This window comes from Vibrio sp. 10N.222.55.A1 (genome assembly GCF_041473835.1).
Lineage (GTDB): Bacteria > Pseudomonadota > Gammaproteobacteria > Enterobacterales > Vibrionaceae > Vibrio > Vibrio crassostreae_C.
On record NZ_JBFRSX010000028.1, the window covers coordinates 1 to 23,170 of the forward strand.

17 protein-coding genes and 2 pseudogenes are annotated in these 23,170 nt (G+C 45.5%); 13 read left to right on the forward strand and 6 right to left on the reverse strand.

The genetic code is table 11. The features are described 5' to 3' along the window. Positions 1–449: 449 nt before the first annotated feature. Positions 450–1,361 (reverse strand): LysR family transcriptional regulator, encoded by a 912-nt coding sequence (locus AB4493_RS08895; RefSeq protein ID WP_372154887.1) that lies wholly within the window; start codon positions 1,359–1,361, stop codon positions 450–452. A 144-nt stretch (positions 1,362–1,505) separates the two neighbouring features. Between AB4493_RS08895 and AB4493_RS08900 the strand changes: the two genes are divergently transcribed. The 4 genes from AB4493_RS08900 (at position 1,506) to AB4493_RS08915 (ending at position 5,050) form a co-directional block, all read left to right on the forward strand. Then, positions 1,506–1,958, forward strand: coding sequence for a DoxX family protein (locus AB4493_RS08900; RefSeq protein ID WP_017037256.1), 453 nt, complete (start codon positions 1,506–1,508; stop codon positions 1,956–1,958). Between the two features lie 89 nt (positions 1,959–2,047). Next, complete coding sequence (locus AB4493_RS08905; RefSeq protein ID WP_372124125.1) at positions 2,048–3,001, forward strand: glutathione S-transferase family protein; 954 nt, start codon at positions 2,048–2,050, stop codon at positions 2,999–3,001. Continuing rightward, complete coding sequence (locus tag AB4493_RS08910; protein WP_372154888.1) at positions 2,998–3,792, forward strand: class III extradiol ring-cleavage dioxygenase; 795 nt, start codon at positions 2,998–3,000, stop codon at positions 3,790–3,792. Before AB4493_RS08905 ends, AB4493_RS08910 begins: the two co-directional genes overlap by 4 nt. Positions 3,793–4,138: 346 nt before the next feature. Then, complete coding sequence (locus tag AB4493_RS08915) at positions 4,139–5,050, forward strand: LysR family transcriptional regulator (protein WP_017069525.1); 912 nt, start codon at positions 4,139–4,141, stop codon at positions 5,048–5,050. Positions 5,051–5,750: 700 nt separating this feature from the next. On the opposite strand, the pseudogene AB4493_RS08920 reads toward AB4493_RS08915, so the two are convergent. Continuing rightward, a pseudogene (locus tag AB4493_RS08920) lies at positions 5,751–7,000 on the reverse strand (lipase family alpha/beta hydrolase). A 157-nt stretch (positions 7,001–7,157) separates the two neighbouring features. Then, positions 7,158–8,421 (reverse strand): annotated as a pseudogene (locus AB4493_RS08925) (amidohydrolase family protein). Positions 8,422–8,688: 267 nt separating this feature from the next. On the opposite strand from AB4493_RS08925, the gene AB4493_RS08930 reads away from it, so the two are divergent. Next, entirely contained in the window at positions 8,689–9,177 is a 489-nt protein-coding gene (locus tag AB4493_RS08930; protein WP_372132330.1) for a hypothetical protein, read from the forward strand. Positions 9,178–9,282: 105 nt separating this feature from the next. Here AB4493_RS08930 and AB4493_RS08935 read toward each other — a convergent pair whose 3' ends face one another. Continuing rightward, the gene (locus tag AB4493_RS08935) at positions 9,283–11,031 is read right to left on the reverse strand and encodes an amidohydrolase (RefSeq protein WP_372154889.1); all 1,749 of its coding nucleotides are present in this window, start codon (positions 11,029–11,031) and stop codon (positions 9,283–9,285) included. 320 nt (positions 11,032–11,351) lie between these two features. On the opposite strand from AB4493_RS08935, the gene AB4493_RS08940 reads away from it, so the two are divergent. Further along, positions 11,352–11,870 carry a lipocalin family protein gene (locus tag AB4493_RS08940; RefSeq protein ID WP_372154890.1) on the forward strand — a complete coding sequence of 173 codons (519 nt, stop codon included), beginning with the start codon at positions 11,352–11,354 and terminating at the stop codon, positions 11,868–11,870. A gap of 94 nt (positions 11,871–11,964) precedes the next feature. Here AB4493_RS08940 and AB4493_RS08945 read toward each other — a convergent pair whose 3' ends face one another. Beyond that, on the reverse strand, positions 11,965–12,579 hold the full coding sequence (locus AB4493_RS08945) for a TetR/AcrR family transcriptional regulator (RefSeq protein ID WP_102393158.1): 615 nt from the start codon (positions 12,577–12,579) through the stop codon (positions 11,965–11,967). A gap of 236 nt (positions 12,580–12,815) precedes the next feature. Between AB4493_RS08945 and AB4493_RS08950 the strand changes: the two genes are divergently transcribed. The 7 genes from AB4493_RS08950 (at position 12,816) to cyoE (ending at position 22,574) form a co-directional block, all read left to right on the forward strand. Next, a complete protein-coding gene (locus AB4493_RS08950; RefSeq protein WP_372110962.1) occupies positions 12,816–13,937 on the forward strand; it encodes an efflux RND transporter periplasmic adaptor subunit in 1,122 nt (373 codons plus the stop codon). A gap of 8 nt (positions 13,938–13,945) precedes the next feature. Next, a complete protein-coding gene (locus AB4493_RS08955) occupies positions 13,946–17,044 on the forward strand; it encodes an efflux RND transporter permease subunit (RefSeq protein WP_372154891.1) in 3,099 nt (1,032 codons plus the stop codon). Between the two features lie 750 nt (positions 17,045–17,794). Continuing rightward, a complete protein-coding gene (cyoA, locus tag AB4493_RS08960; RefSeq protein ID WP_077680639.1) occupies positions 17,795–18,691 on the forward strand; it encodes a ubiquinol oxidase subunit II in 897 nt (298 codons plus the stop codon). A 5-nt stretch (positions 18,692–18,696) separates the two neighbouring features. Beyond that, positions 18,697–20,775: a cytochrome o ubiquinol oxidase subunit I gene (gene cyoB / locus AB4493_RS08965; RefSeq protein WP_372154892.1), complete on the forward strand. Its 2,079-nt coding sequence runs from the start codon at positions 18,697–18,699 to the stop codon at positions 20,773–20,775. After that, positions 20,765–21,382, forward strand: a complete 618-nt coding sequence (gene cyoC, locus AB4493_RS08970) for a cytochrome o ubiquinol oxidase subunit III (RefSeq protein WP_016792947.1) — start codon at positions 20,765–20,767, stop codon at positions 21,380–21,382. Before cyoB ends, cyoC begins: the two co-directional genes overlap by 11 nt. Continuing rightward, a complete protein-coding gene (gene cyoD, locus AB4493_RS08975) occupies positions 21,382–21,693 on the forward strand; it encodes a cytochrome o ubiquinol oxidase subunit IV (protein WP_010439794.1) in 312 nt (103 codons plus the stop codon). The genes cyoC and cyoD overlap by 1 nt, the downstream gene beginning before the upstream one ends. A gap of 8 nt (positions 21,694–21,701) precedes the next feature. Further along, positions 21,702–22,574, forward strand: a complete 873-nt coding sequence (gene cyoE / locus AB4493_RS08980; RefSeq protein ID WP_004736301.1) for a heme o synthase — start codon at positions 21,702–21,704, stop codon at positions 22,572–22,574. Positions 22,575–22,651: 77 nt separating this feature from the next. Here the strand turns inward: cyoE and AB4493_RS08985 are convergent, their stop codons facing one another. Further along, positions 22,652–23,140 (reverse strand): hypothetical protein, encoded by a 489-nt coding sequence (locus AB4493_RS08985; RefSeq protein WP_136974190.1) that lies wholly within the window; start codon positions 23,138–23,140, stop codon positions 22,652–22,654. Between the last annotated feature and the right edge of the window lie 30 nt (positions 23,141–23,170).

Here is a 23,170-nt window from a genome sequence, read left to right on the forward strand (position 1 = left end):
AATACGTGGATTCCATATATGAAATGGGGCAAGCAATGATCGCGCTTAGAAAAGTCTGGGCATAAACAAGCCAACACTAACCTCACTAGTTTGGAGCTAAAAAGTGAATTGCAGCAGTCAATGTAGGGAGCGATGAGTGCTCGGCATTCGCGTGCTTTGCGATGGTCTATCCAACATATAAGATCAAAAAAGCGAGCACTAAGCTCGCTTTTAACTATCTGTTTTTGAAAAAATTACAGCAGTTCAACCGACTGCTGGGCGATCACGAATTCTTCGTTAGTTGGCAAGGTATTAGTACAGCACACATATTACAGCTTCCTCGAACAAACTTTTGAACATTTATGAGTCAGTGATTCTGCTAAATTAGCATTTAAAGGATTAACTCAGGTATTGCAAATCTCTAGCTACGTGGCCAAGTTCACTTAGCTACTACAGGAGCCGTTCAAGTCTTAAAAAACATCATCCCAATACGGTAAATCACCATAATAGTTACTGAGAAACTCGATAAAAACACTCAACTTAGTCGCAATCAGCTTACGGTGCGGATACACCGCATATAGCGCCATGGGTTCTGGCTCAAACTCTTTTAGAATAACGTTAAGTTGGCCCTTCTTTACTGCGTCAGACACGATAAAGGTGGGTTGAAAAACATAGCCCTCTCCCGCTATAGCGGACTCAACGAGGATATCGCCGTTGTTGCAGGAAATACCGGAACTCTCCTCTTTTGACGAGCGCTTCAGCGCATTCATAAGTGGGGACTCGGATTGACTGTAATCCATGTAGCTGTAGCTTAGCAGATGCTCTGGAATAAGCTGTTCCGGATGCTCTGGCGTTCCATGCCGTTCAAGATAGTCTGGGGAAGCACACATAACCAACCGAACCGGAGCAACACGCTTTGCAATTAAGGATGAGCTTTTTAATTGCCCGATCCGTAACGCTAAATCAAAGCCCTCCTCAACCACATCGACTTTCCGATCGTTGAGTTGCAAATCGATACCCACAGCCGGATTGAGCTGCTTAAAATCCCGAATAAGTGAAGCGAGATGCTTGGTAGCAAAAGTCACCGGAGCACTGATACGCAGTAAACCTTGCGCCTCATTCTTTAACTGCCCCATGCTCCCTTCCATGTCTTGAATACTTTCCAAAATGTGCTGAACGTGTTGCACACATCGCTCGCCCGCTTCTGTAAGGTGTACTTTTCTCGTCGTGCGGTTCAGCAGGCGTACCCCGAGTTGTTCCTCAAAATGAGATACGTACTTACTGACCAACTGATTTGACGTTCCCAGTTTCTCTGCTGCCTTGGTAAAACTGCCTTCTCTAGAGACCGTGAGAAACGCCTTCATGGTGTCAATCCTATCCATTAAACAAATCCTTTTAATAAGTCAATTACCAACAATACATTGGAAATCATTCAATGATAATGCCATTTATCATCTAAAGGAGAAGGATTAATCTTATTCCCAAGTTAAGACTTACTTGAATAAATCAACTCTGAGGGAAATACCATGAACAAGCACATTTTTAACAAAGTAATTCAATCCAATGCTGGCTTTGCGGCACTAGTACTGAGAGTTCCGGTAGGAATCATTTTGGCTGCACATGGTGCGCAAAAGCTGTTTGGCTGGTTTGGTGGCTATGGACTTGAAGGCACTGGCCAATGGATGGCAAGCATTGGGCTAGCACCCGGTTACCTAATGGCATTGATGGCTGGCAGTGCAGAATTCTTCGGAGGTTTAGCCTTGATATTTGGCCTTTTGACTCGCCCAGCAGCACTAGTCAATGCATTTGCCATGTTAGTGGCAATCTTCAGCGTTCACATCAGCCATGGCTTATTTATCAGCAATAACGGTTACGAGTTTGCTTTGGCGTTATTCGCTGCCACTTTAGCGCTAGCCATTCAAGGTGGCGGAAAGTTTGCCATTGATAACCGCTTACTTGGTGCAACCAAAACCGCTTAATAAAAGCTATTGGACTCGAAACAAATTAGACAAACAACAGACGCCCATGGCGTACGCTCGCAGGGGGCTCTTCGAAAAAAGGAAAGATTATGTTGGTAAATGGTAAGTGGGAACGCAAGTGGGATCCCGTTCAAGAGAAAGACAGTGAAGGCCGCTTCATCCGCCAAAGCAGCGCATTTACAAATCGCATTGACGATGTACAGTCAGCAGTCGATAAAGGTTTGCGACTCTATGCTGCTTACATTTGTCCTTGGGCAACACGCACATTAATTGCTCGCTCGTTGTTTAACTTAGAAGATGTAATTGACGTAAAAATCTTAGACCCAGTACTAACAGATTTCGGTTGGCAATTTGGGGGTGAATCTGATTCAACGGTAGGCTCTACAGAGAGTGGCATTGAGGGAGTGCAATACGCTCTCCATCTCTATACGATGACTGATGACCAATACACTGGTCGAGCGACTGTGCCTGTACTTTGGGATTGTGGTGATAACAAAATCATCAACAACGAGTCTGCTGATATTCTTCATATTTTGAACGAAGACTTACGACCGATTCATAATTCAAACATCAATTTGTACCCGACTGAGTTGCAGTCACAAATTGAAGAGTTTAATGGCAGTATCTACGACAGCTTAAACAATGGCGTGTATCGCGCAGGATTCGCTTCCAGCCAGAAAGCTTACGACGAAGCCATGGTTGATATTTTCGCTCGCTTAGAAGAACTGGAAACACATTTTGCGAATAACGATTTTGCCGTTGGCAACCAACTAACCGAAAGCGACATTCGGTTATTCGTTACCTTGATCCGATTTGATGTGGCCTACCATGGCCTATTTAAAACTAACATCAAAGCCATCTCTGACTACCCTGCGTTGTCAGCGTATTTGGACCGCTTATTACAAATCGAAGCCTTTGCGAAAAACACTCGTGTCGATCATATTAAAGCGGGCTATTACTCGGTAACTGCGCTAAATCCATCTGGCATAATTCCTCAGGGGCCGTACTTGGATTGGTTTAAATATTTACCGGAGGGAGTATGAAACTAGCACCTCTGATGTTCGTCGGTCACGGTTCTCCGATGTTTGCGTTAGGCGCAAGCATCGTGGCTCAACAACAGGCGACCGATAATTTAACCCATCAAGTAGCTAAATTTGATGATGTGGAAGCTATATTAGTGATATCACCACATTGGGTTGCCCGCGGTAATGTCGTTATCACCAACGACCAACCAGAAACCATTCACGACTTTGGTGGCTTTCCACCTGAATTGTACGAGTTGAACTATCCTGCTGTGGGCTCACACATTGTTGGTAATAAAGTCATCGACTTATTAAACAACAATGGTTTCGAAACCAAGGCGGACAATTACCGAGGCTGGGATCACGGTGTTTGGGTACCGCCGTGTCACTTGCGCCCAAATGCAGACAAGCCAATAGTGCAATTGTCGCTGAATGTTGATCTGTCACCAGATGAACTAGAAAAGCTCGGTAATACCTTGAAACAATTGCGTAAGCAGAATATTGCGGTTATCTGCTCAGGTAGCCTGACGCACAATTTATATGACATTCGAATGAGTCACGAGCCCGTCGCAGATTATGCAAACAAATTCCAAAATTGGGCACGGAAAATCGCTCTTGAAGGCAATTTAGCGGAGGCAAAACAGCCTCACGTTAAGTCTGTTCACTATACGAAGTCACACCCTACCTCTGAGCATTATTTGCCGTTAGTTATTGCTATGGGAGCAAAAGATGACGCTGATAATCTTACGGTGTTGGAAAGTCCAATCTTGCATCACTCCATTTCAATGGAGAGTTATGTTTGGTCTCAGTGAGCAATAACATTACTTTAGTTTAGAAAAACAGCATCAACCAAGATAAGTATAAACTGCAAGGCTAAGAATGGGGCAGGAATGAGTTGAACCAGGAAGAATTCCTTCCTAGTTGCCAGTAGGCAAAGTGCAATCCGTCAGTTTAGTACCAAATGTCTAGCTCCGTGATCACACGAGTCAAACCTCAGGTCTATGAAGCCTCTGGACATTTCCGAGTTGCGTTTTATCTAATTTAGTAAGTCATGAATTAACAGAAGTAGGGCAACTCGCTTAGTCGAGTGTCCAGTATCACTGGTGCAGATCAGTTATCATATTTTAAGTAAATCACTCTAGAAAGGAAGCGAAACCTATGAATTTTAGTTTTGAACAACTTCTCGCGTTCGTGACCGTTTATGAACAACTCTCGTTTAGCAAAGCCGCGGTCAAACTCAATAAGCACCGAACTACGATAGGGCAGGTGATTACCAACCTTGAAGACCAACTAGCGGTCAGTTTGTTTGAACGAGTGGGGCGTTCGGTAGAGCCAACTGAAGATGGTCACCTTCTTTATCACAATGCTAAATTAACCATCGAGCAAGCGCGTACTTTCGATAAATTGGCGCTAAGCCTCTCTTATGGTGGATTAGAAAGCGTCAACATCGCTTATTCTAGTGTGATTCCTCATCGCGCTTTGGTTGAAATCCGCCAGCAATTTCTTCGCGATTTTCCGCTAATGCGCGTGAACTTTTTTGTTAGGAATAAACAGGACATCAAAAGAGGCATAGATAGTGGCGAATACCATTTTGGTATCGTCAATGTGCATGACCGTCAGGCGATGTATAGCTTTGATGCTACTTTCCTTGGGCATTTCGAATTTCTCCCTTTTGTTCAAAAAGGTGGAGATCTATCTAGGTTGGAGAAAAGTGCAGTCTTGGTGGCTCTGAAAAACAGCAAACAATTTGTCTTACGATCTTTTATTGAAGAAGGTATGTCAGAGAAGATTATTTACAGCTCAGACAATGAAGCAATCGATCAACTTGCCCTAGTGATAAAGATGGTCGAAGCGGGGTTGGGTTGGGCGTTACTGCCTAAAACCTTTGCTAATACTGAGTTTGCCAATCATGCTATTGAGCCAGTTGAAGCCGATGAGATGCTAGAGGGCTTCAAGTTTGGCTTCGCGCTTTGGTGTCCACATTCCAAACAAATTGTTGATATTAAAAAGTCGTTAATCACCGTGATAAACAATTATCGCAAGCGATTTGAAGATGGTCTCCGTCGTTAACTCATAGACTCATCCAATTTTTTAACAAGGTTCAATTAGAGCCTTGTTTTCGTTTCAGTTAACTTTAAGTTCGAGTTTTGATGGATTACACCCTTTATATAGGAGTGTGAGGTATCAAGCTGACTATCTCTTCAGTCATGTCACTTTCCCTGTACCTTTAAATAATATAAAAGATATCATACAGTTTGTTGTGATTTTACCCCCAGCCCGTGAAGATAAAGTGACTAAATGGTTGATGTGATACATAGCAATTGTTCACAACTAAAGTTCATAAGGATGGATGACTTTTAGTAGGGAAAATGTTCGCATCCTAAACGATGTAGAGTATTCAATCTAAGTGATTTTGGGGCAAATCCGTGTTAGTCCTACTAAAAATCCCCTCCTAGCCTCCCCTTAATCAGTATCTACAATCCATTGTGGTTCGTAGAAAGGGGAGGAACTGAATACAGATCGTTACATGTGCAGTTACACATTCAGCGCTAAAGAAGGTTCTCCCCCTCGGTCGTCAATCTAGAGGGGGGATAAACTTAATTGGAGGGGGAGTTAGAGGGGGTGGGTGTTCGAAATCAGCCCGAACGCACAGGATATCAATGCTCTCAATTCAGAAAAACATTACGCTTCACCCAAAAGATTGGAATGCCTAAGCGTTCCAATTTTAATATCTGATTTACCTACGCCGCCTAGTGCACCGAATCATAAATCAATGTGCTTCTTCAGCTCTTAGCCAAAACTCGGACAGGTCTTCAAAAAGGTCATCGTTATCTAAGATGCTCAAATGGGTTTCGTTGTAGCCGAGGATTTGTGACGCGTGGAGTTGGGCTGGGCGCGACAATTGGCTTGATAAATTGATCACACCATCGTTGCTGTTGGTATTAAATAGGTCGCCCGAGTTATAACCAAAGGCTAAAAAGTGGGGAATGTGAATCTTACTGCTGTCAATTAATAAGTCAGCGATAAATTTCCCGTCTGGATTTAAATCAACCCATGCCGGCATTACTACGGGAGAGTACTCGACCCCTTGTTTAGCAGACTCGACACCACCAAACGGCGAAGATATGGTGGCTACGCTGCTTACAAAATCGCATAGCTGCCCAATACGGCACTGGCGAAGACTGTTGGTGGCGACAAGCCCGCCCATACTATGTGCCACAACATGTAATTGTTGGATTTTGTATTCCGTTAACACCGTGTGCATGAGGTTATTCAGGCCTTTGGAGTTCAAAGCCGAGACAAGCCTGAAGGATAGTTAAAGACCCAGATCTGATATTTAGATTGGTCGACTTTTTCAATCAGTGGGGCAAAATCTAACGCAGTGGCGTTGATGCCATGCACAAACAAGATCGGGATTTTGTTTGGGTCGAACTCTGACAGAAAGTAGAGCCCAGCGTTATCTTCGAGCAAAAAGGTCAGCGGCTGCCACATGCCGAGTTTGCCATTTTTTCTGTCAAAAGGTGGAGCTTCCAAGCTCACGACTGTGCCTATGTCGATCAAATCCAATTCGATTTTTAACAGTGAAGATAGTGAACGATCAACAAACGCTCTTGGGGCTTCACTCTCATTAACCGTTAGTGAGACTTCTATTGTTGATCTGTCTTGGTGATCACGTAGGTTGATTACACTGAAAGCTTCATCGGCTTGTAGGGTAAGGTCTTGATTCTTATCTTCAAAGATAAGTAGGTAGTGGTTGTTATTCGATACATGTAAGTGAATACTGTCACTGTCTATGATGCCATCGTAGCCATCAACCTCGCCTTTGTTAATGTCTTTGATTTGTTCAATCACCACGGCAGAACCGGAGGCATGTTGATTCAAGGTAACCATGTATTGATTGGTTATGGAGTCGATGGCTTGTATCTCATTAGATAGATTTCTAAAGTTACCGCACCCTGACAGCAGTGAACTGAGTAATAGCACTGTGCTGATTAAGCGTGCAGTAAGTAATAGCTTCATTCTAATTTCATCCTTATCCCACCCCGATTTATCCATAAATCAATAACCTGAGTTTAATAGTAGCAATAAAACAGCGCTTAATAAAAAGGCAAGCAAACGACTATAAAGTTCGCTTGCTTGCCTGAGAGGTTTCATTACTTAGTGAGTATATTGAACACTAAAGCGTGTTTTTATATACCTTGCCGTCTTTCATGATCAGTTTTTGTGTCTCTGTGTTTGCCACACAAGCAACACTTTCCAGTGGGTTGCCATCGATGATCAATAAGTCGGCATACACGCCTTCAACGATCTGACCTAACTTGCCTTCTTGGTACGGGTGTTGATAAGTCGACATCTCGAACAAACGTCCACAGTTTGATGTCGCCATGCGAAGCGCGGTGATGGTATCGAATACTTGCTCAATCGCACCAAGTTCATTTAATTGTGTCGCATGAACGTTGGTTTCACCCACACAGTCGGTACCAAAGGCGATGTTTTGGATATCGTATTTCTTAATCAGTACTGCCGACTTGAACATGGCTTTACCTACGCGTTCTGTTTTGCGGTATGTCTCTTCGTTTGGTAGTGGGATCTTACGCTCTGCAATCAATGAAGAGGTAAAGTAAGAAGGAATCACCCAAATGCCTTTCTCTTTAATGATCTCGGCAATGTCGTCGTCCATGATGGTCGCGTGTTCGAAAGACATCACGCCCGCTTCAGCTGCTCGGCGCATCGCATCAGAGGTGTGGATGTGCGCAGCGACATAAGTGCCGTAATCGGAAGCGGCCTCAACTGCGGCTTTCATCTCGTCTGATGTAAATTGCAATGTGTCTAGCGGGTCGAAGGTTGAAGATGCGCCACCACCCGCCATGATCTTGATTTGGGATGCGCCCATAAATAGCTGTTCGCGAACCGCTTTTAAGACTTCTGAACGACCATCTGCCACTTTCATTGCGCCAAGCTTCCTCATAGGTGAGTCTTCATGGCCGTTTGCTAAACGCTCTTGTGCTTGGTTTTGACGGTAATCGGAGTGACCACAGGTTTGTGAGATAGCTGCCATTGAAGGCAGAATACGTGGGCCAGTGGCATAGCCGTTGTCGATACTGGTTTTTAAGGCCAAGCGTGTTACCTGCTACATCACGAATGGTGGTAAAGCCACGCATTAACATCTCTTCAGAAATCTTTGCTGAGCGAATCGCCACTTCTTCATGCGTCATGGTATCAATGACATTGAATGGTGCAGATAAAGTGATATGAACGTGCGCATCAATCAGGCCTGACATGACCGTGCCACCTTGAGCATCAATCGTTTCATCGGCAATCGTTGGGTCAATCTCTCCAATCTGAGTGATCAAGTTATCTTCGATGAGGATTGATACGTTCTCGATTAAGTTGTTATCAACACCGTTAAATACGTTCGCGTTAGTGATTAGTTTTTTCATAATCTGCACCTTTTGGAAATGAGTGTGTGTCGCTGATGGAGTCATCTTATGGGGCGCAGCATTTGAAGAATGGCCATTTGGTGACAGTGATGAATTGGGCGTGTTTTTGCTATTGCTATAAGAGAGGCAAAGGGGATTTTTGTCGAATCATTAATTTGAGGAATGAATGTTGGCGATGTCATGAAATGGTAAGTTTTGCTTCGATTCGAACGCTAAGATGTATTTCAAATCAAGGCGACTTATCAAATTAGATTAGAGAGAGACAGAATGACTAAATCAGACAAAGTTTACGGGTTCAACACACCACAACGTCTATTCGTAGGTTACACGTTAGCCGTGCTGGTGGACTTAGTAGTGCTTAACTTCTTCGATGAGTACTGGGACTTCGTTAACATTGAGTCTTTCACTATCTCTTTGATTGCGGCATTGTTGCTGCAGCTATTATTGAAGCTCTCTATTGGTTTAGAGCACAAGATTGCCGAGCACTTTAAAAGCAAGCCTGGCACTGCACCTAAGGTGTACCGAGCAATCACCACTTACATTATCTTGGTGGGCTCAAAGTTCGTGATGCTAGAAGCGATTAACCTTCTGTTCGGAGATAAGGTGAGTTTTACAGGACCTTGGGGCGGCGTGGTTGCTTTCTTCGCGGTGGTATTTACGATTCTGGTTGCTGAAGTGATTGTATCGAAGATCTACTTTGCACTTGATGACAAACAAGATTCAACAGAGAAAGCACTAAAAGAGACCAACGCGTAACAGAACTAAAATACAGATGTGAATAACTGACGAGCCAGCTGAATAAGCTGGCTCGTTTTCGTTTTCGTTTGAGTTGCGATAACCAATTCGATACGCGAATTGGCTTTATTTTTCGTAAACCACATCCCCGCGTAACACCGTCATCAACACTTGAGTCTTAGCGATTTGTCTTGCTGATACTGTGGTGATGTCGCGGTCGAGAATGGCGAAGTCAGCGGATTTTCCTACCTCAATAGAACCTGTTACATTTTCAATTCCAAGACTTTTGGCGGCATTGAGCGTGTAAGCGTCGATGGCTGTGTAGATATCGGTTAGGCCGGTTTGGCCCATGATTAAGCTGTTCGCGATGCCGACTAAAGGGTTGATGTCGTGTACGTTCCAGTCACTGCTTAAGGTGATATTCGCGTCGGTCTTGAGTATTGCATCGAGGTTCATCATGGCTTTAGCACGGCGAGCACCTAGGAAAGCTTCAGCCCATTGGTGTTGATGCCTTGCAACGTAATCAGAGCCAACTTGGAAATCTGCAGTTACATCTAACTGGCGAAAGCGTGGCACATCTTCATCATTGATTAATTCGACATGGGTTAGGGTGTAGGGTTTGGTTGAACCTTGTTTGCGAATACTTTCTATCGCATCAAGAGATTCACGAACCGCTCCATCACCAATCGCATGAATGTGGGCGCTAAAGCCGATTTTCTCGAGCGCAGTTAACCATTCTTTCATTTGTTCTGGCGGAATATAGTTCAAGCCATTAGGAGACTGGGGTAGATAAGTATCTAAGTAGGGCGCGAGTGTTTTGGCGGTGCCATTGATAAAGATGCCATCACTGTACATTTTCACCTGATCGACAAGTAACAGATGGCTTTTATCGTCGGAATGCATTTTCTCAAAGACTTCTAATTGAGAAGACATCACCATCGATGGGTACACCCAAGGGCGTAGCGATACTCGCGCCGTTAAGTCTTGATTTTGCTCGGCCTCTAGCCAAACGTCATACCAACCTCGTTTCCAATACATGCGACCGTCGCCAATGGTGGTGATGCCGTGGGTTGCCGCTTCCTCAAGCCCGAACATTAAGCCTTGGTAGCTTTGCTCAAACAGTTCACTTTGGCTATTCCAAGCCATCTCCATCACTTGATCGCCAGCATTGTCTAGCAAGATGCCATTGAGCTTGCTGCTGTCTTGGTCTTTTAAATAAACACCGCCTTGTGGGTCTGGAGATTGTTGGCTGATTCGAGCGATTTTTAGTGCTTTTGAGTTGACCCACATCGAGTGTGAAGTCTGCTCCATAAGCACCACGGGGCGATTAGGGAAGACACTGTCGATGATCTCTAGTGGCGTGTAGTCAGAGTCGCTATCGAGCGTCGCTTCCAAAGAAAAACCATAGCCCATAAGCCAACCTCTGCCATCGGTATCAGCATTGATCTTACACGCTTCTAAGTAGGGGATTTGCTCTTCTAACGTTGCTTCAGAGTCGAGTTCACAATTGCCACCCAGCTCTGAGGCGGCTTCAAACACATGGTTATGGTTATCAATAAATCCCGGAAGGACAAAGGCATTGTCTAAATCAATGACATCAGTGCTTTGCCCTTGAAAAGTCTGCGCCTGTGATTGGTTACCAATGAAGATGATCTTGCCTTTGTGGGTAACGATCGAGTCCGACTCACGATGCCCGTATATATCAGCATTGATAAAGATCTGGTCAGCACTTTGGTTATGAACAGATGTTTGCGCTTGAACTGGTGTTTGTGTTTGAACAATAGTGTTGGCTTGTGCAAGCACCGGCGCTACGGCCGATAAGCTTGTGAGTAATGCTATCCATGCAGTACGTGGCAGAGTGAGCTTGTTATTCATTATTATGTCTTCCATGTTCCACGGTTTAGTAAGTATAGAAAGCGAGTGGCGAGAATCATATCGTGAATTTTTAATAATAAAGTGTCCTTGGTTGCTCTCTTGTTTGAATGTAATTCCAGTGCCTTTTGAGGTGGTTGTGGGAATACAGCTCGTCAATAAAGGATTGCGAATCCATTCGCAGACTAAACAATTCACATAAGGTTCTGAATAAATTACAGTTAAGTGAGCTATAAAAATGGATTTAACGTATTACCAAGGATGTAAGTTTATGTTTTCAAGAGACTTACTCGCATTACTAATAAAAACAAGTCGAGGTTAGGATGAAAAAAATATTATTGCTGCTTAGCGTGATCTTATTGGGTGGTTGTGTTGGCATGCCCGAAACGGTAAAGCCTGTTCAACAGTTTGAGTTGGAACGATACCTAGGGAAATGGTACGAAGTGGCTCGTTTGGATCACTCGTTTGAGCGTGGCTTAGACAACATCAGCGCTGAATACAGCCTTCGTGATGATGGCGGCGTGAAGGTGATTAACCGTGGTTATTCGGCGGAAGAAGGTGAGTGGAACGAAGCGGAAGGAAAAGCGTACTTCGTTGAGGGCTCTGAACAAGGCTATTTGAAAGTGTCTTTCTTTGGCCCTTTCTACGGCGCTTATGTCGTGTTTGAATTAGACAAAGAGGGCTACCAATACGCGTTTGTTTCTGGGCCCGACACTGATTACTTATGGCTACTCGCAAGAACGCCTGAAGTCGCACTAGAAGTGATGGAGAAGTTTAAAGCCATGTCGAAAGAGCGTGGCTTCAATACCGATGAGCTGATCGTTGTGGAACATACCCAATAAACCGATCGCTGTTATTGCTGAGAGTGACTGATGATTGATAAGGCACAGAGGATGAATTTCTCTGTGCCTTTTTTATTCAAAGATAGAGCTACAATTAACGAGGCTGGTTGCCGTTCAAGAATAGCGCGACACATTCGCGAGTGTAGTGAAGCCTTTCTTCTTCGGATTCTCCGCTATCGTGACCGAAGAATGACCAATACGCCGATTTGCCGTGAAACATCAGCAACAGTTGGCGTGCTGCAATGACTGGTGAGCTTGATGTCGACAGTGTGAGATCACCAGAGTCTATTTTCGACTGCAAATAATCAGCAAGTAATTTGGTGGTTTTCTGAGGCCCAGTTTCTAAATAGATAGAGGCGATCTCTGGGTGCGTGTTGGATTGGCTCACAGCATTTTGAAAGGTCTGTCTGGACTGCTCATCAAGTAACAAATCTTGAAACTTCACACCAAACTTCACCAATTCGTCTTCCAAAGTGGCATTCATATCAAAAGCAGAAGGGCTGAGTTCGCGCTCGGCACACTTAGTTTGCATGCAGGTTTCGAAAAGCTCGTCTTTGTTTTTAAAGTGAGAGTAGACCGTTTGCTTGGAAACGTTCGCTGCTTTGGCTATTTGATCCATATTGATCTTGAAGCCATGTTCAGAGAAAAGTTGGCTGGCTGCGGTTAAGATCTGCGATCTCTTCTGTTCACTCTTGATGATTTTTGTCACGTGCTTGCTTCTCGTTACTTGGTGTTGGGTCGTTACCTAGCTTGTCTCTTTGCTTAGTGCCTATTGATACTCCGCTATAGGTGTCTCATTTGGCGCTAAGCATTATGCTTTTTGTGATGGTTTTATCAAACACTAACCATGAAACTTATTTTTAACATAATCAAACTAGACAGTCTAGTTTGGTTTGGTTAGTCTAAAAAAAGAACATAATTGAGTACCGCATAGGAACAGGAAGTATGTATAAATTGATGAAGGGAAGCGCAGTAGCAGTGGCGTTGTCGACTCTTCTTGTCGGGTGTGGTGAAAATACACAAGCCGAGACAGCATCCGATGCAGATAATGCTGCAGTGGAATCGAGTAGTGCAGCGTCGACAGTCTTAACAGTAGAAACTGTCGCTTTGGAACGCTCTCCATCGTATGCGGTACAGCGTGAATATGTCGGTGTGGTAAAGGCCGGGCAGCAGGCGAATTTGGGTTTTGAATTGGCGGGTAAGGTCAATGAGATTCTGGTGGATGTCGGTGACACAGTCACAACGGGTCAGCCATTGATCCGATTGGATACTCAACTTTTGGAAACCGAGTCTAGCCAACTGAAAGCGCAGGCTGAAGAAGTCAAAGCTCAATTGAGTTTGGTGGCAGCGAACCTTAAACGTCAACGTTCATTGAAAGCGAAAGGCTTCAGTGCCGAAGCGGAGATTGATTCTCTCACCAGTGAGCAACGCGTATTGCAGGCGAACTTGTTGCGCATCGATGCATCGGTAAAAGGCAATGAACTGAAATTGGTGAAGTCGACAGTGCTTGCGCCTTATTCTGGAACCATCGCGACGCGCTTTGTTTCGCTCGGAGATGTGGTGAATGTGGGTAATCCAACTCTTACACTGCTCGCTTCTGAGGGCAAAGAGGCCTTCATCGGTATTCCTGCTCACCAAATGCAAAAAGTCACCTCACTTTCTTCGCCTAACATCCGAGTTGGGAGAACAGATTATGCCGTGGAGCTATTGAATCCCGGCGCAATGGTCGACACCCAATCTCGCAGTGTCGGTTTGCGTTACCTATTCCCTGAACAATCATCGGTATTGGAAGGGCAACTTGCCTACCTTAAATTTGATGAGCAGATTGATGACTCAGGTTACTGGGTGCCATTAACGGGTTTGATTGATGGATTGCGCGGTGTGTGGAACATCTTTGTGATTGGTGAAGACAATAAGGTTGAACGTAGAAGTGTTCAGGTGTTGTTTGCCAACAATCAACAAGCGTATGTGAGTGGGGCGATTGAAGACGGTGAACAGGTCATCGCCAGTGGTTTACATCGCTTAGTTCCGGGCCAAATCGTGAAACCAGTCAGTGCGGCTGAGTAGGTAATAGTATGAAAATAATAGAGACTATTTCCAACACTCGACTGCTTATCTTGATGACCGCGCTGCTGATGGTGAGTGGTATTTCGGCGTTCATGACGTTGCCACGTGCAGAAGACCCAGTAATCATCAACCGTTACGCGAACATCACAACCAGCTTCCCCGGCGCCAGTGCCGAGCGTGTTGAAACCTTGGTAACAGAAGTTATCGAGAACAAGCTGCGTGAGCTGAGTGAAGTTAAACTCGTGAGCTCAACCTCTAGGCCGGGCGTGTCTATTGTCACCTTAGAATTGAATGACACCATCACCGAGCCTGAGCCGGTTTGGTCTCAAGCTCGCGACAAGCTATCTGACATCGAATCCATTTTGCCTGCGGGCTCTCATTCTCCCGATCTCGATAGCGACCATACTTATGCTTTCACAACCATCGCATCTCTAACCTGGTCTGGTGCAGGTGAACCTGACAGGTTAACGCTGGGTCGTTATGCCAAAGAACTCGCTAAGCGACTAAGAACTTTGTCGGGTACTGAATTCGTTGATGAATACGGGATGCCACAAGAAGAGATTCAAATCAGTTTACGTACCGCAGATGCAGCCGCGCTTGGTCGTTCAAGTGCCAATATCGCAGAATCTTTGGAAGGAGCAGATGCGAAAAACTCTGCCGGTGAATTGGTCAGTGCTTATTCTCGCTTTGGCTTAGAAATTAAATCTGAACTCGATTCTATTGAACGTATTAAGCAAGTGCCAATAGCCACTGATAGCAAAGGTCACATCATCCGTATGGAAGACATTGCTTCGGTGAAACGTGGTGAGAAAACCCCGCAAGACCAGATTGCCATTATTGATGGTGAGCCGGGTGTGATTGTCGCGGCAAGAATGCACCCTGATCTGCGAGTCGATAACTGGACGTCGCGAGCTAATGCTCTGATTGGTAAATTTGAGCAAGAGTTACCAAGTAACGTAAAGGTGAGGGTGCTGTTTAATCAGCAAGGTTATACCGAAACTCGCTTAGACGATTTAGGCAAAAGCTTGATGATCGGTTTCGGTCTGATTTTGATTGTGTTGTTTGTCACTTTAGGCGTGCGTGCCGCGATCTTAGTGGCCATTTCTCTGCCGTTAACCTCATTATTGACTCTGTCGATCATGAAAATGACCGGTGTACCGATTAACCAAATGTCGGTGACAGGCCTAATTGTGGCGCTCGGGATCATGGTTGATAACGCGGTGGTGATGGTCGATACCATTCAAGCTTATCGTTTGAAAGGGCAACAGCGCGCTGAAGCGACCATGAATGCGTTGAAGCATTTATGGGTGCCGTTATTAGGCTCAACCTTAACTACCGTGTTGGCGTTTGCCCCGATTATCTTGATGCCGGGTGCATCAGGTGAGTTTGTGGGGGGAATTGCGATTACCGTTTCTTTCTCATTGATCGGCTCTTACATCATCTCGCACACCTTAATCGCAGGCTTAGCGACTAAGCTACTGCCGAAACAACTCAGTGATGTCGACAAGAAAGGGCAGCACCATTGGTACATGACGGGTTTGAGAATCCCGGCTTTGACGCGCTGGTTCTCATCTTCTGTTCGCTTTGGCGTCACGCATCCAATCATCACGATTGCTTTGGTGTTGTTGGTTCCGTTTACTGGTTACTGGAGTATGTCTCAGCTGACTGAGCAATTCTTCCCGCCATCAGACCGAGATATGTTTGAGATTCAGGTTTACATGCCGCCGCAAGCGAGCATTTACGCCACCAAAAACACCTCTGAAAAAATCGACGATATCATTCATCGTTACCCTGAAGTGGAGCGTATCGATTGGCTAGTGGGCGCAAACTTCCCATCCTTCTATTACAACCTGCAAGCAAGGCAAAATAACGCGCCGTACTTCTCGCAAGCCATGGTGAAAACAGAGAACTTTGATCAAGCCAATACGCTGATTCCTGAGTTGCAAAAGATGTTGGATAACGAGGTGCCGGAAGCACAAATCTTGGTACGAAAGCTTAATCAAGGGCCTCCATTTACCGCGCCCGTTGAACTGCGAGTGTATGGTGAAAACCTCGATACGTTGAAAGCGATTGGTGAGGATGTGCGATTGATTTTGGCGGGTGTTCCTCATGTGACGCACACAAGGGAAACGCTGCAACCAGGTACGCCGAAGGTGTGGTTGAAGGTTGATGAAGACACCGCAAAGCTGAATGGTATTTCATTGAACCAGTTCGCAGGTATGCTGCAAACTACGCTGACAGGTCGTGAAAGTGGCTCTGTGATTGAAGGCAGTGAGTCGGTACCAATCCGTGTTCGTGTGGCAGATGAGGCGCGTGAAAACTTGGCTCACTTAAGCAATATTCGTTTGCCAATCAGTTCAGATGTCTACTCGACAGGTATTAACGTATCGACACTGGCCGAACTGGAATTGACGACCAGTCGCGGTGCGATTACTCGTCGTAACGGGCAGCGTGTGAATACCATTGAGGGCTACATTGAAGCGGGTGTCTTGCCTCAAACCGTGCTCAATGAATTCCAAAAACGCCTAGAAAACTATCAGATGCCATCAGGCTATACGATTGGTTTTGGTGGTGAATCTGCTGAACGAGATAATTCAGTCAACAGCCTGATCTCGAATGTCGCAGTCGTGGTGGTATTGATGGTGCTGGTGGTGGTGATGTCATTCAACTCGTTCCGAATGAGCAGCATCATCTTCATGGTAGCAGGATTGGCGGGTGGGCTAGGGTTGTTGTCGGTTTGGACTTTCGGTTATCCGTTTGGCTTTACGGTGATCATCGCGATGCTCGGCATTGCAGGTTTGGCGATCAACGCGGCCATTGTCATTCTGACCGAATTGAAGCTAGACAAGGAGGCTTCCTCTGGGAATGTTGATGCGGTCGTTGAGGCGGTGATGTCGTGTACTCGACATATCAGTTCAACCACAATCACAACTGTTGGTGGCTTCATACCGCTGATCATCGCGGGTGGTGGCTTCTGGCCTCCTTTTGCGGTCGCTATTGTGGGCGGTACCGTATTAACCACGCTTATTTCGTTTTACTTTGTGCCGGTGGTTTATCATTTAATGACTAAAAATCAGCGAAAAACCATCGCTACTCAAGCGGCATAACTGTTTTTCAATTTAACTGCTCTTCAATTTAGCTACTCTTTAATTGCCCATAATCGAGCCGTATCAGGCTCGATTATGGTGTTGTTATTCTCGATAAATTCATCCCAATTCCTACCTTTTTGTTGTGCTTTTCACCGCTATTACGCCCTCAATTAGTCAAATTATCCTTTCTGTTAGTCATTATATTCTTTCAATTCGTCACATTAGTGCATCGATGAATGCTTGATTATCTTTTTGGTGAATGGGTGTGGGTTTTGAATAATCTAACCAGTGAATACCTTGTAAATGGTATGTGAATTCACAATTTTGACGGGCGTCACACTTCTATTTATTCGCTCTTTCTAATGTACCTTGAACTTGCCCCGAGCTTTAGTGGTGAGTGAGTGTTTATCTACTTTTTCTAAATCCCTTGTCAGTACTGGCTCCATCCGTGTAGCACGCAATTGATGTGTGTCTTAATCGCTTACTGCTTCTTAGTTTTCGTCTTCATAAATGGAAGGTTAGTTTCCAAGTTTGTTTGGTGAGCTTTCAATTTCAACTCTTCATAATGCGCCAAATGTAACAATGTGTTTCAAAGTGTAACAATTAAGTCATGTTTTCTGTGTGGTTTTAACCCAGCAGTAACGAACCTTACTTGCATTGCTTTTTGAGATGCGGCGTTTCACATGCTCAACACATAAATATTCTAATGATCATGACAACCAGTACTCGGGCGTTCGTTCTGAGGCTGGATAACCATCGAGAAAGTTAATGGAAGCTTCAAGATATAAACGCATTTTATCGAGAGCAAATCTGTCGAGGATTGGTTTGGTGGGAACCGTCCTGATGCTCGAAGGATGTAACTCCGCATTGCTCGACCCAAAAGGTAGCGTTGGCGTTCAGGAAAAGGAGCTGATTATTACTGCTCTGTTGCTGATGCTGATTGTCGTCATCCCCGTGATCCTGATGACCATCTACTTTGCTTATAGATACCGTGAAAGCAACACCACAGAAGAGTATGCACCTGACTGGGCGCACTCAACCAAAATTGAAATAGTGGTATGGACGATTCCAATCATCATTATTGCGATTCTGGCCACCATCACTTGGCGAACAACACACGAACTGGAGCCTTCCAAGCCTCTGGAGAGTGACGTTAAGCCTATGGTGATCGAAGTGGTCTCTCTGGACTGGAAGTGGCTGTTCATCTATCCGGAGCAAAACATTGCGACGGTTAACTATGTTGCGTTCCCGAAAGATGTACCGGTGACGTTTAAGCTAACTTCAGACAACATCATGAACGCGTTCTTTATCCCGCGTCTTGGTTCGCAGATCTACGCGATGCCAGGAATGGTGACCAAGCTGAATTTGATCGCGAACCACGAAGGTGACTTCAAAGGCTTTGCATCGAACTACAGTGGTAAAGGGTTCTCTCAAATGAAATTCACCGCATCAGCCATGCCTGATCAAGTGGCGTTTTTAAACTGGGTGGAGAAAGTGAAAGCAAGTCCTGATCGTATTGAAGATTGGGAGCAGTTCCGTTCATTGGCCGCGCCAAGTGTGGCTGAACCTGTGACGCTGTTTTCTAGTATCCCACCATTTTTATTCACTGATGTCGTGACCCAGCACCCTGGTTCAATGAACTGTTTGCCGGAAACCCAAGGATAATCGTCATGTTTGGAAGATTAACTCTAGACTCAATTCCCTACCACGAACCCATTATTTTGATCACCTTAACCATGATCGCTTTAGTGGGTAGTTTAGTGGTGTATGCGGTAACAAAAGCCGGTAAGTGGCAATACCTTTGGAATGAATGGTTTACGTCTGTAGACCACAAAAAACTAGGCTTCATGTACATTGCGGTCGCGATGGTGATGTTAGTTCGTGGCTTTGCCGATGCGGTCATGATGCGCAGTCAGCAATTGCTTTCTGCAGCTGGTGAGACTGGCTATTTACCGCCACATCACTACGACCAAATCTTCACGGCTCACGGCGTGATCATGATTTTCTTCGTAGCGATGCCTCTGGTTATCGGTTTGATGAACATCATCGTGCCGTTGCAAATCGGTGCTCGTGATGTTGCATTCCCTTACTTGAATAACCTGAGCTTCTGGCTGTTTGTGGTGGGTATTATCCTAACCAATATGTCACTGGGCTTAGGTGAGTTTGGCCGTACGGGTTGGTTGGCGTATCCGCCGCTTTCCGGCATTGAGGCAAGCCCGGGTGTGGGTGTCGATTATTGGATATGGGCGCTGCAAATATCCGGTGTGGGTACTACGCTAACGGGTGTGAACTTCTTTGCGACCATTTTGCGCATGCGTACTCCCTCTATGCCAATGATGAAGATGCCAGTATTCACTTGGGCATCTCTGTGTGCCAACATCCTGATCATCATCTCTTTCCCAATCCTAACGGTAACCATCGCGCTTCTGACGTTGGATAGATACATCGGCACGCACTTCTTCACCAACGACCTTGGTGGCAACGTGATGATGTATGTGAATCTGATTTGGGCATGGGGACACCCTGAGGTGTACATCCTAATCTTGCCTATCTTCGGTGTGTTCTCTGAAGTGACTGCAACCTTCTCTCGCAAAAAACTGTTTGGTTATACCTCACTGGTATGGGCGACGGTGGCTATCACTATTTTAGCGTTTGTGGTTTGGCTGCATCACTTCTTTACCATGGGTTCAGGCGCCAATGTGAATGCCTTCTTTGGCATCGCAACCATGATTATCTCTATCCCGACCGGGGTTAAGATCTTCAACTGGCTGTTCACCATGTACAAAGGTCGTATCCGTTTCACAACACCTATGTTGTGGACAGTTGGCTTCCTTATCACCTTCACCGTTGGTGGTATGACGGGCGTGTTAATGGCAGTACCGGGTGCAGACTTCATTCTGCATAACTCAGTATTCCTGATTGCGCATTTCCACAACGTAATCATCGGTGGCGTAGTGTTCGGTTGTTTCGCTGCGATTGGTTACTGGTTCCCGAAAGCGACCGGCTTCACTCTGAACGAGCTTTGGGGCAAACGCGCATTCTACTGCTGGATCATCGGCTTCTTGATGGCGTTCTTGCCGCTTTACGCTCTAGGTTTTATGGGCATGACGCGTCGTTTGAGCCAAGACATTAACCCTGAGTTCTTCCCACTATTGGCGGTTGCGGCTGCAGGTACGGGCGTAATTGCGATGGGTGTGGTGTGTCAGTTCGTTCAGATTTACGTGAGTGTTCGTGACCGCGACCAAAACCGAGATCTAACCGGTGACCCTTGGGGCGGACGTACATTCGAATGGGCGACATCGTCACCACCACCGTTCTATAACTTTGCAAAATTGCCTAAGGGCGATGAGATCGATTCGTTCTGGTATCAAAAGCAAAGTGGTGAGTTTGATCCAACTCAGGAAGAAGAATACGAACGTATTCACATGCCGAAGAACACACCGACAGGCATTTATGTGTCTGCATGGGCGTTGGCATTTGGCTTCGCAATGATCTGGTACATCTGGTGGCTAGCAGCTGCAAGCCTAGTGGGCATCGTGGTGACGTGTATTCAACACAGTTACAACGACGATGTGGACTACTACGTGGAAGTTGAAGAGATCAAAGCGATTGAAGCGGCTCGACGTGCACAACTTGAAGAAGCAAAGAAACAGTCAGTGAAAGGCGACAACTCTGGTCGTGGTAACAGCGCTGACGACGGTGACAACAACGAAAATAAAGATGATTTGGAGACGACGTATGCAAGCTAATACTCCGTCACACACTTATGATCTTGCACACTCGCATGATCATCACCACGAAGCGGCGGGCAACAAGTTGTTTGGCTTCTGGGTTTACTTGATGAGTGACTGTGTCCTGTTTGCCACGCTTTTCGCGACTTATGCCGTGCTTGAGAGTGGATCAATCGCAGGGCCGACAGGCAAGGACATCTTTGAACTGCCGTTCGTGTTTGTCGAAACCATGATGCTGCTGTTCAGTAGTATCACCTTTGGCTTTGGCATGATTGCAATGAAGCGCAAAGACGTTACCGGACTGAAGCGATGGATAAAAGTCACTTTCGTATTGGGCTTAGCCTTTATCTGTATGGAAGTGTACGAGTTTCATCACTTGATTGAAGAAGGCTATGGTCCTCAAGAGAGTGCGTTTCTTTCTGCGTTCTTTACCTTGGTTGGCACACACGGATTGCACGTAACGTTCGGTCTGATTTGGATGGCGGTGGCGTATCACCAGCTTTCAACCAAAGGCTTGAACGACAACATGTCGATGCGTTTCCAGTGCTTAAGCCTGTTCTGGCATTTCCTTGATATCGTTTGGATTTGCGTATTTACCATCGTGTACTTAATGGGGGTGATGTAATGGAACAGCATCTAGACAGCGGTGCAACGGATTATGTGAAAGGTTTTATTGCGTCACTAATTCTGACCATTATTCCGTTCTACATTGTGTGGTCACATGCGCTACCAAGCACGGAAACTTACGTGATCTTGTTCGGTTGTGCGCTGGTGCAAATCTTTGTGCACTTTAAGTACTTCTTGCATATGGAAGCGAAATCTTCCGATGGGCGTTGGAACTTGGTGTCACTGATGTTTACCGCCATTGTTGTATTGATTCTTATCGCTGGCTCGGTATGGATCATCTACAACATGAACGTCAACATGAAGTTGTAGGCTAGGGTATGCTGAAAAGATATCTGTCTATCACTAAACCGGGCATCATTTTCGGCAACCTGATTTCTGTTGCGGCGGGGTTCTTCCTCGCCGCAAAAACAGAACCAGCCAGTGCGATGTTGTTACTGACAACATTAGCGGGTGTGGGACTTGTGATTGCATCAGGTTGTGTTGTGAACAACATCTTTGATCGAGACATCGACCAGAAGATGAAGCGCACACAAAATCGAGAATTGGTTCAGGGCAACATCAATACAGACGTCGCTTTCGTCTATGCCTTGGTTTTACTGCTAGCAGGCACAGCGCTGCTGTTTCAGTTCGCTAATCCGATCTCTGCGGTCATGGTGTTGCTTGGCTATGTGTTTTACGTCTTTTTCTACACCATGTGGTACAAGCGTACATCGGTTTACGGCACTTTAGTCGGCAGTATTTCGGGCGCAGTTCCACCATTGGTGGGTTACTTGGCGGTGACGAATTACATTAGTTTGGAAGCGGTTTTGTTGTTCGCGATGTTCTGTTTATGGCAAATGCCACACTCGTACGCGATCGCGATGTTCCGCCTTCAAGATTATCGAGATGCAGGCATTCCTGTGTTACCGGTGAAAGAGGGCGTCGACAAAGCGCATCAGCACATGAAAGCCTATGTGGTAGCGTTTGGCGCAGTCTCGTTGGCGCTGTTCCTACTCGGGGAAGCAGGTTATGAATACCTAGCGGTGTCGGCAGCAGTCTGTTTTATGTGGACCAAAGTGACATTCCGCAAAGTCGATTGCCTCAACTACATCCAGTGGTCAAAGACCGTCTTCAAGGTCTCTCTGCTGGTGGTCATGAGCATCAGTGGTGTACTGGGGCTGGAGTTGATTCCGTTGCCTACGCTTTTTTGATTTAAGTTTGTCGTTGAACCCTCAATGTTCTGAAGTCCGAGGGTTTGACGACTTTTTATCTGTCCCGCTTTAAGCTATTACCCTTCAAAAATATCACTAAGCCAATCTTCAAGCTGCTCTCGTTTATCTTGTGGGCCGTTGATGATCACCAAACCGTTTAGTGTCGCGTGATCCCAAGATATGGTGCCAGTTGCTAGCGCATCGAACACATCTAATTCAGTAATTAACAATAGATCTTCTTCAGTAGGCAAAGTATCTCTGCCTGACACATCGACGCCCTTCTCGATCTTCACTTGGCTGTAATGACCTTTAATTGCTTCGAATAAATTGAACTCAATTTTGCTTGGGTGGGGTTTCGCAAGCGCAGCCTTGATGGCAAAGAGTCGAAAGTGATCTGGCTTATTGAGGTTGTTGAATTCATCGTCTTGTCTGGCTGTAATGACGTTGCCAAATACCTCGAGTGAACCGGGCTCTGTCACTAAACTAAACCCTGTCTCTTGGTGAAGACCGCAGGCAAACGTGAGTGAAGAGGTAAGTGAAAGAATCAGAGCAAATCGTTTTAACATAATGGTTATCGAGACCTATAACAGGGTTAA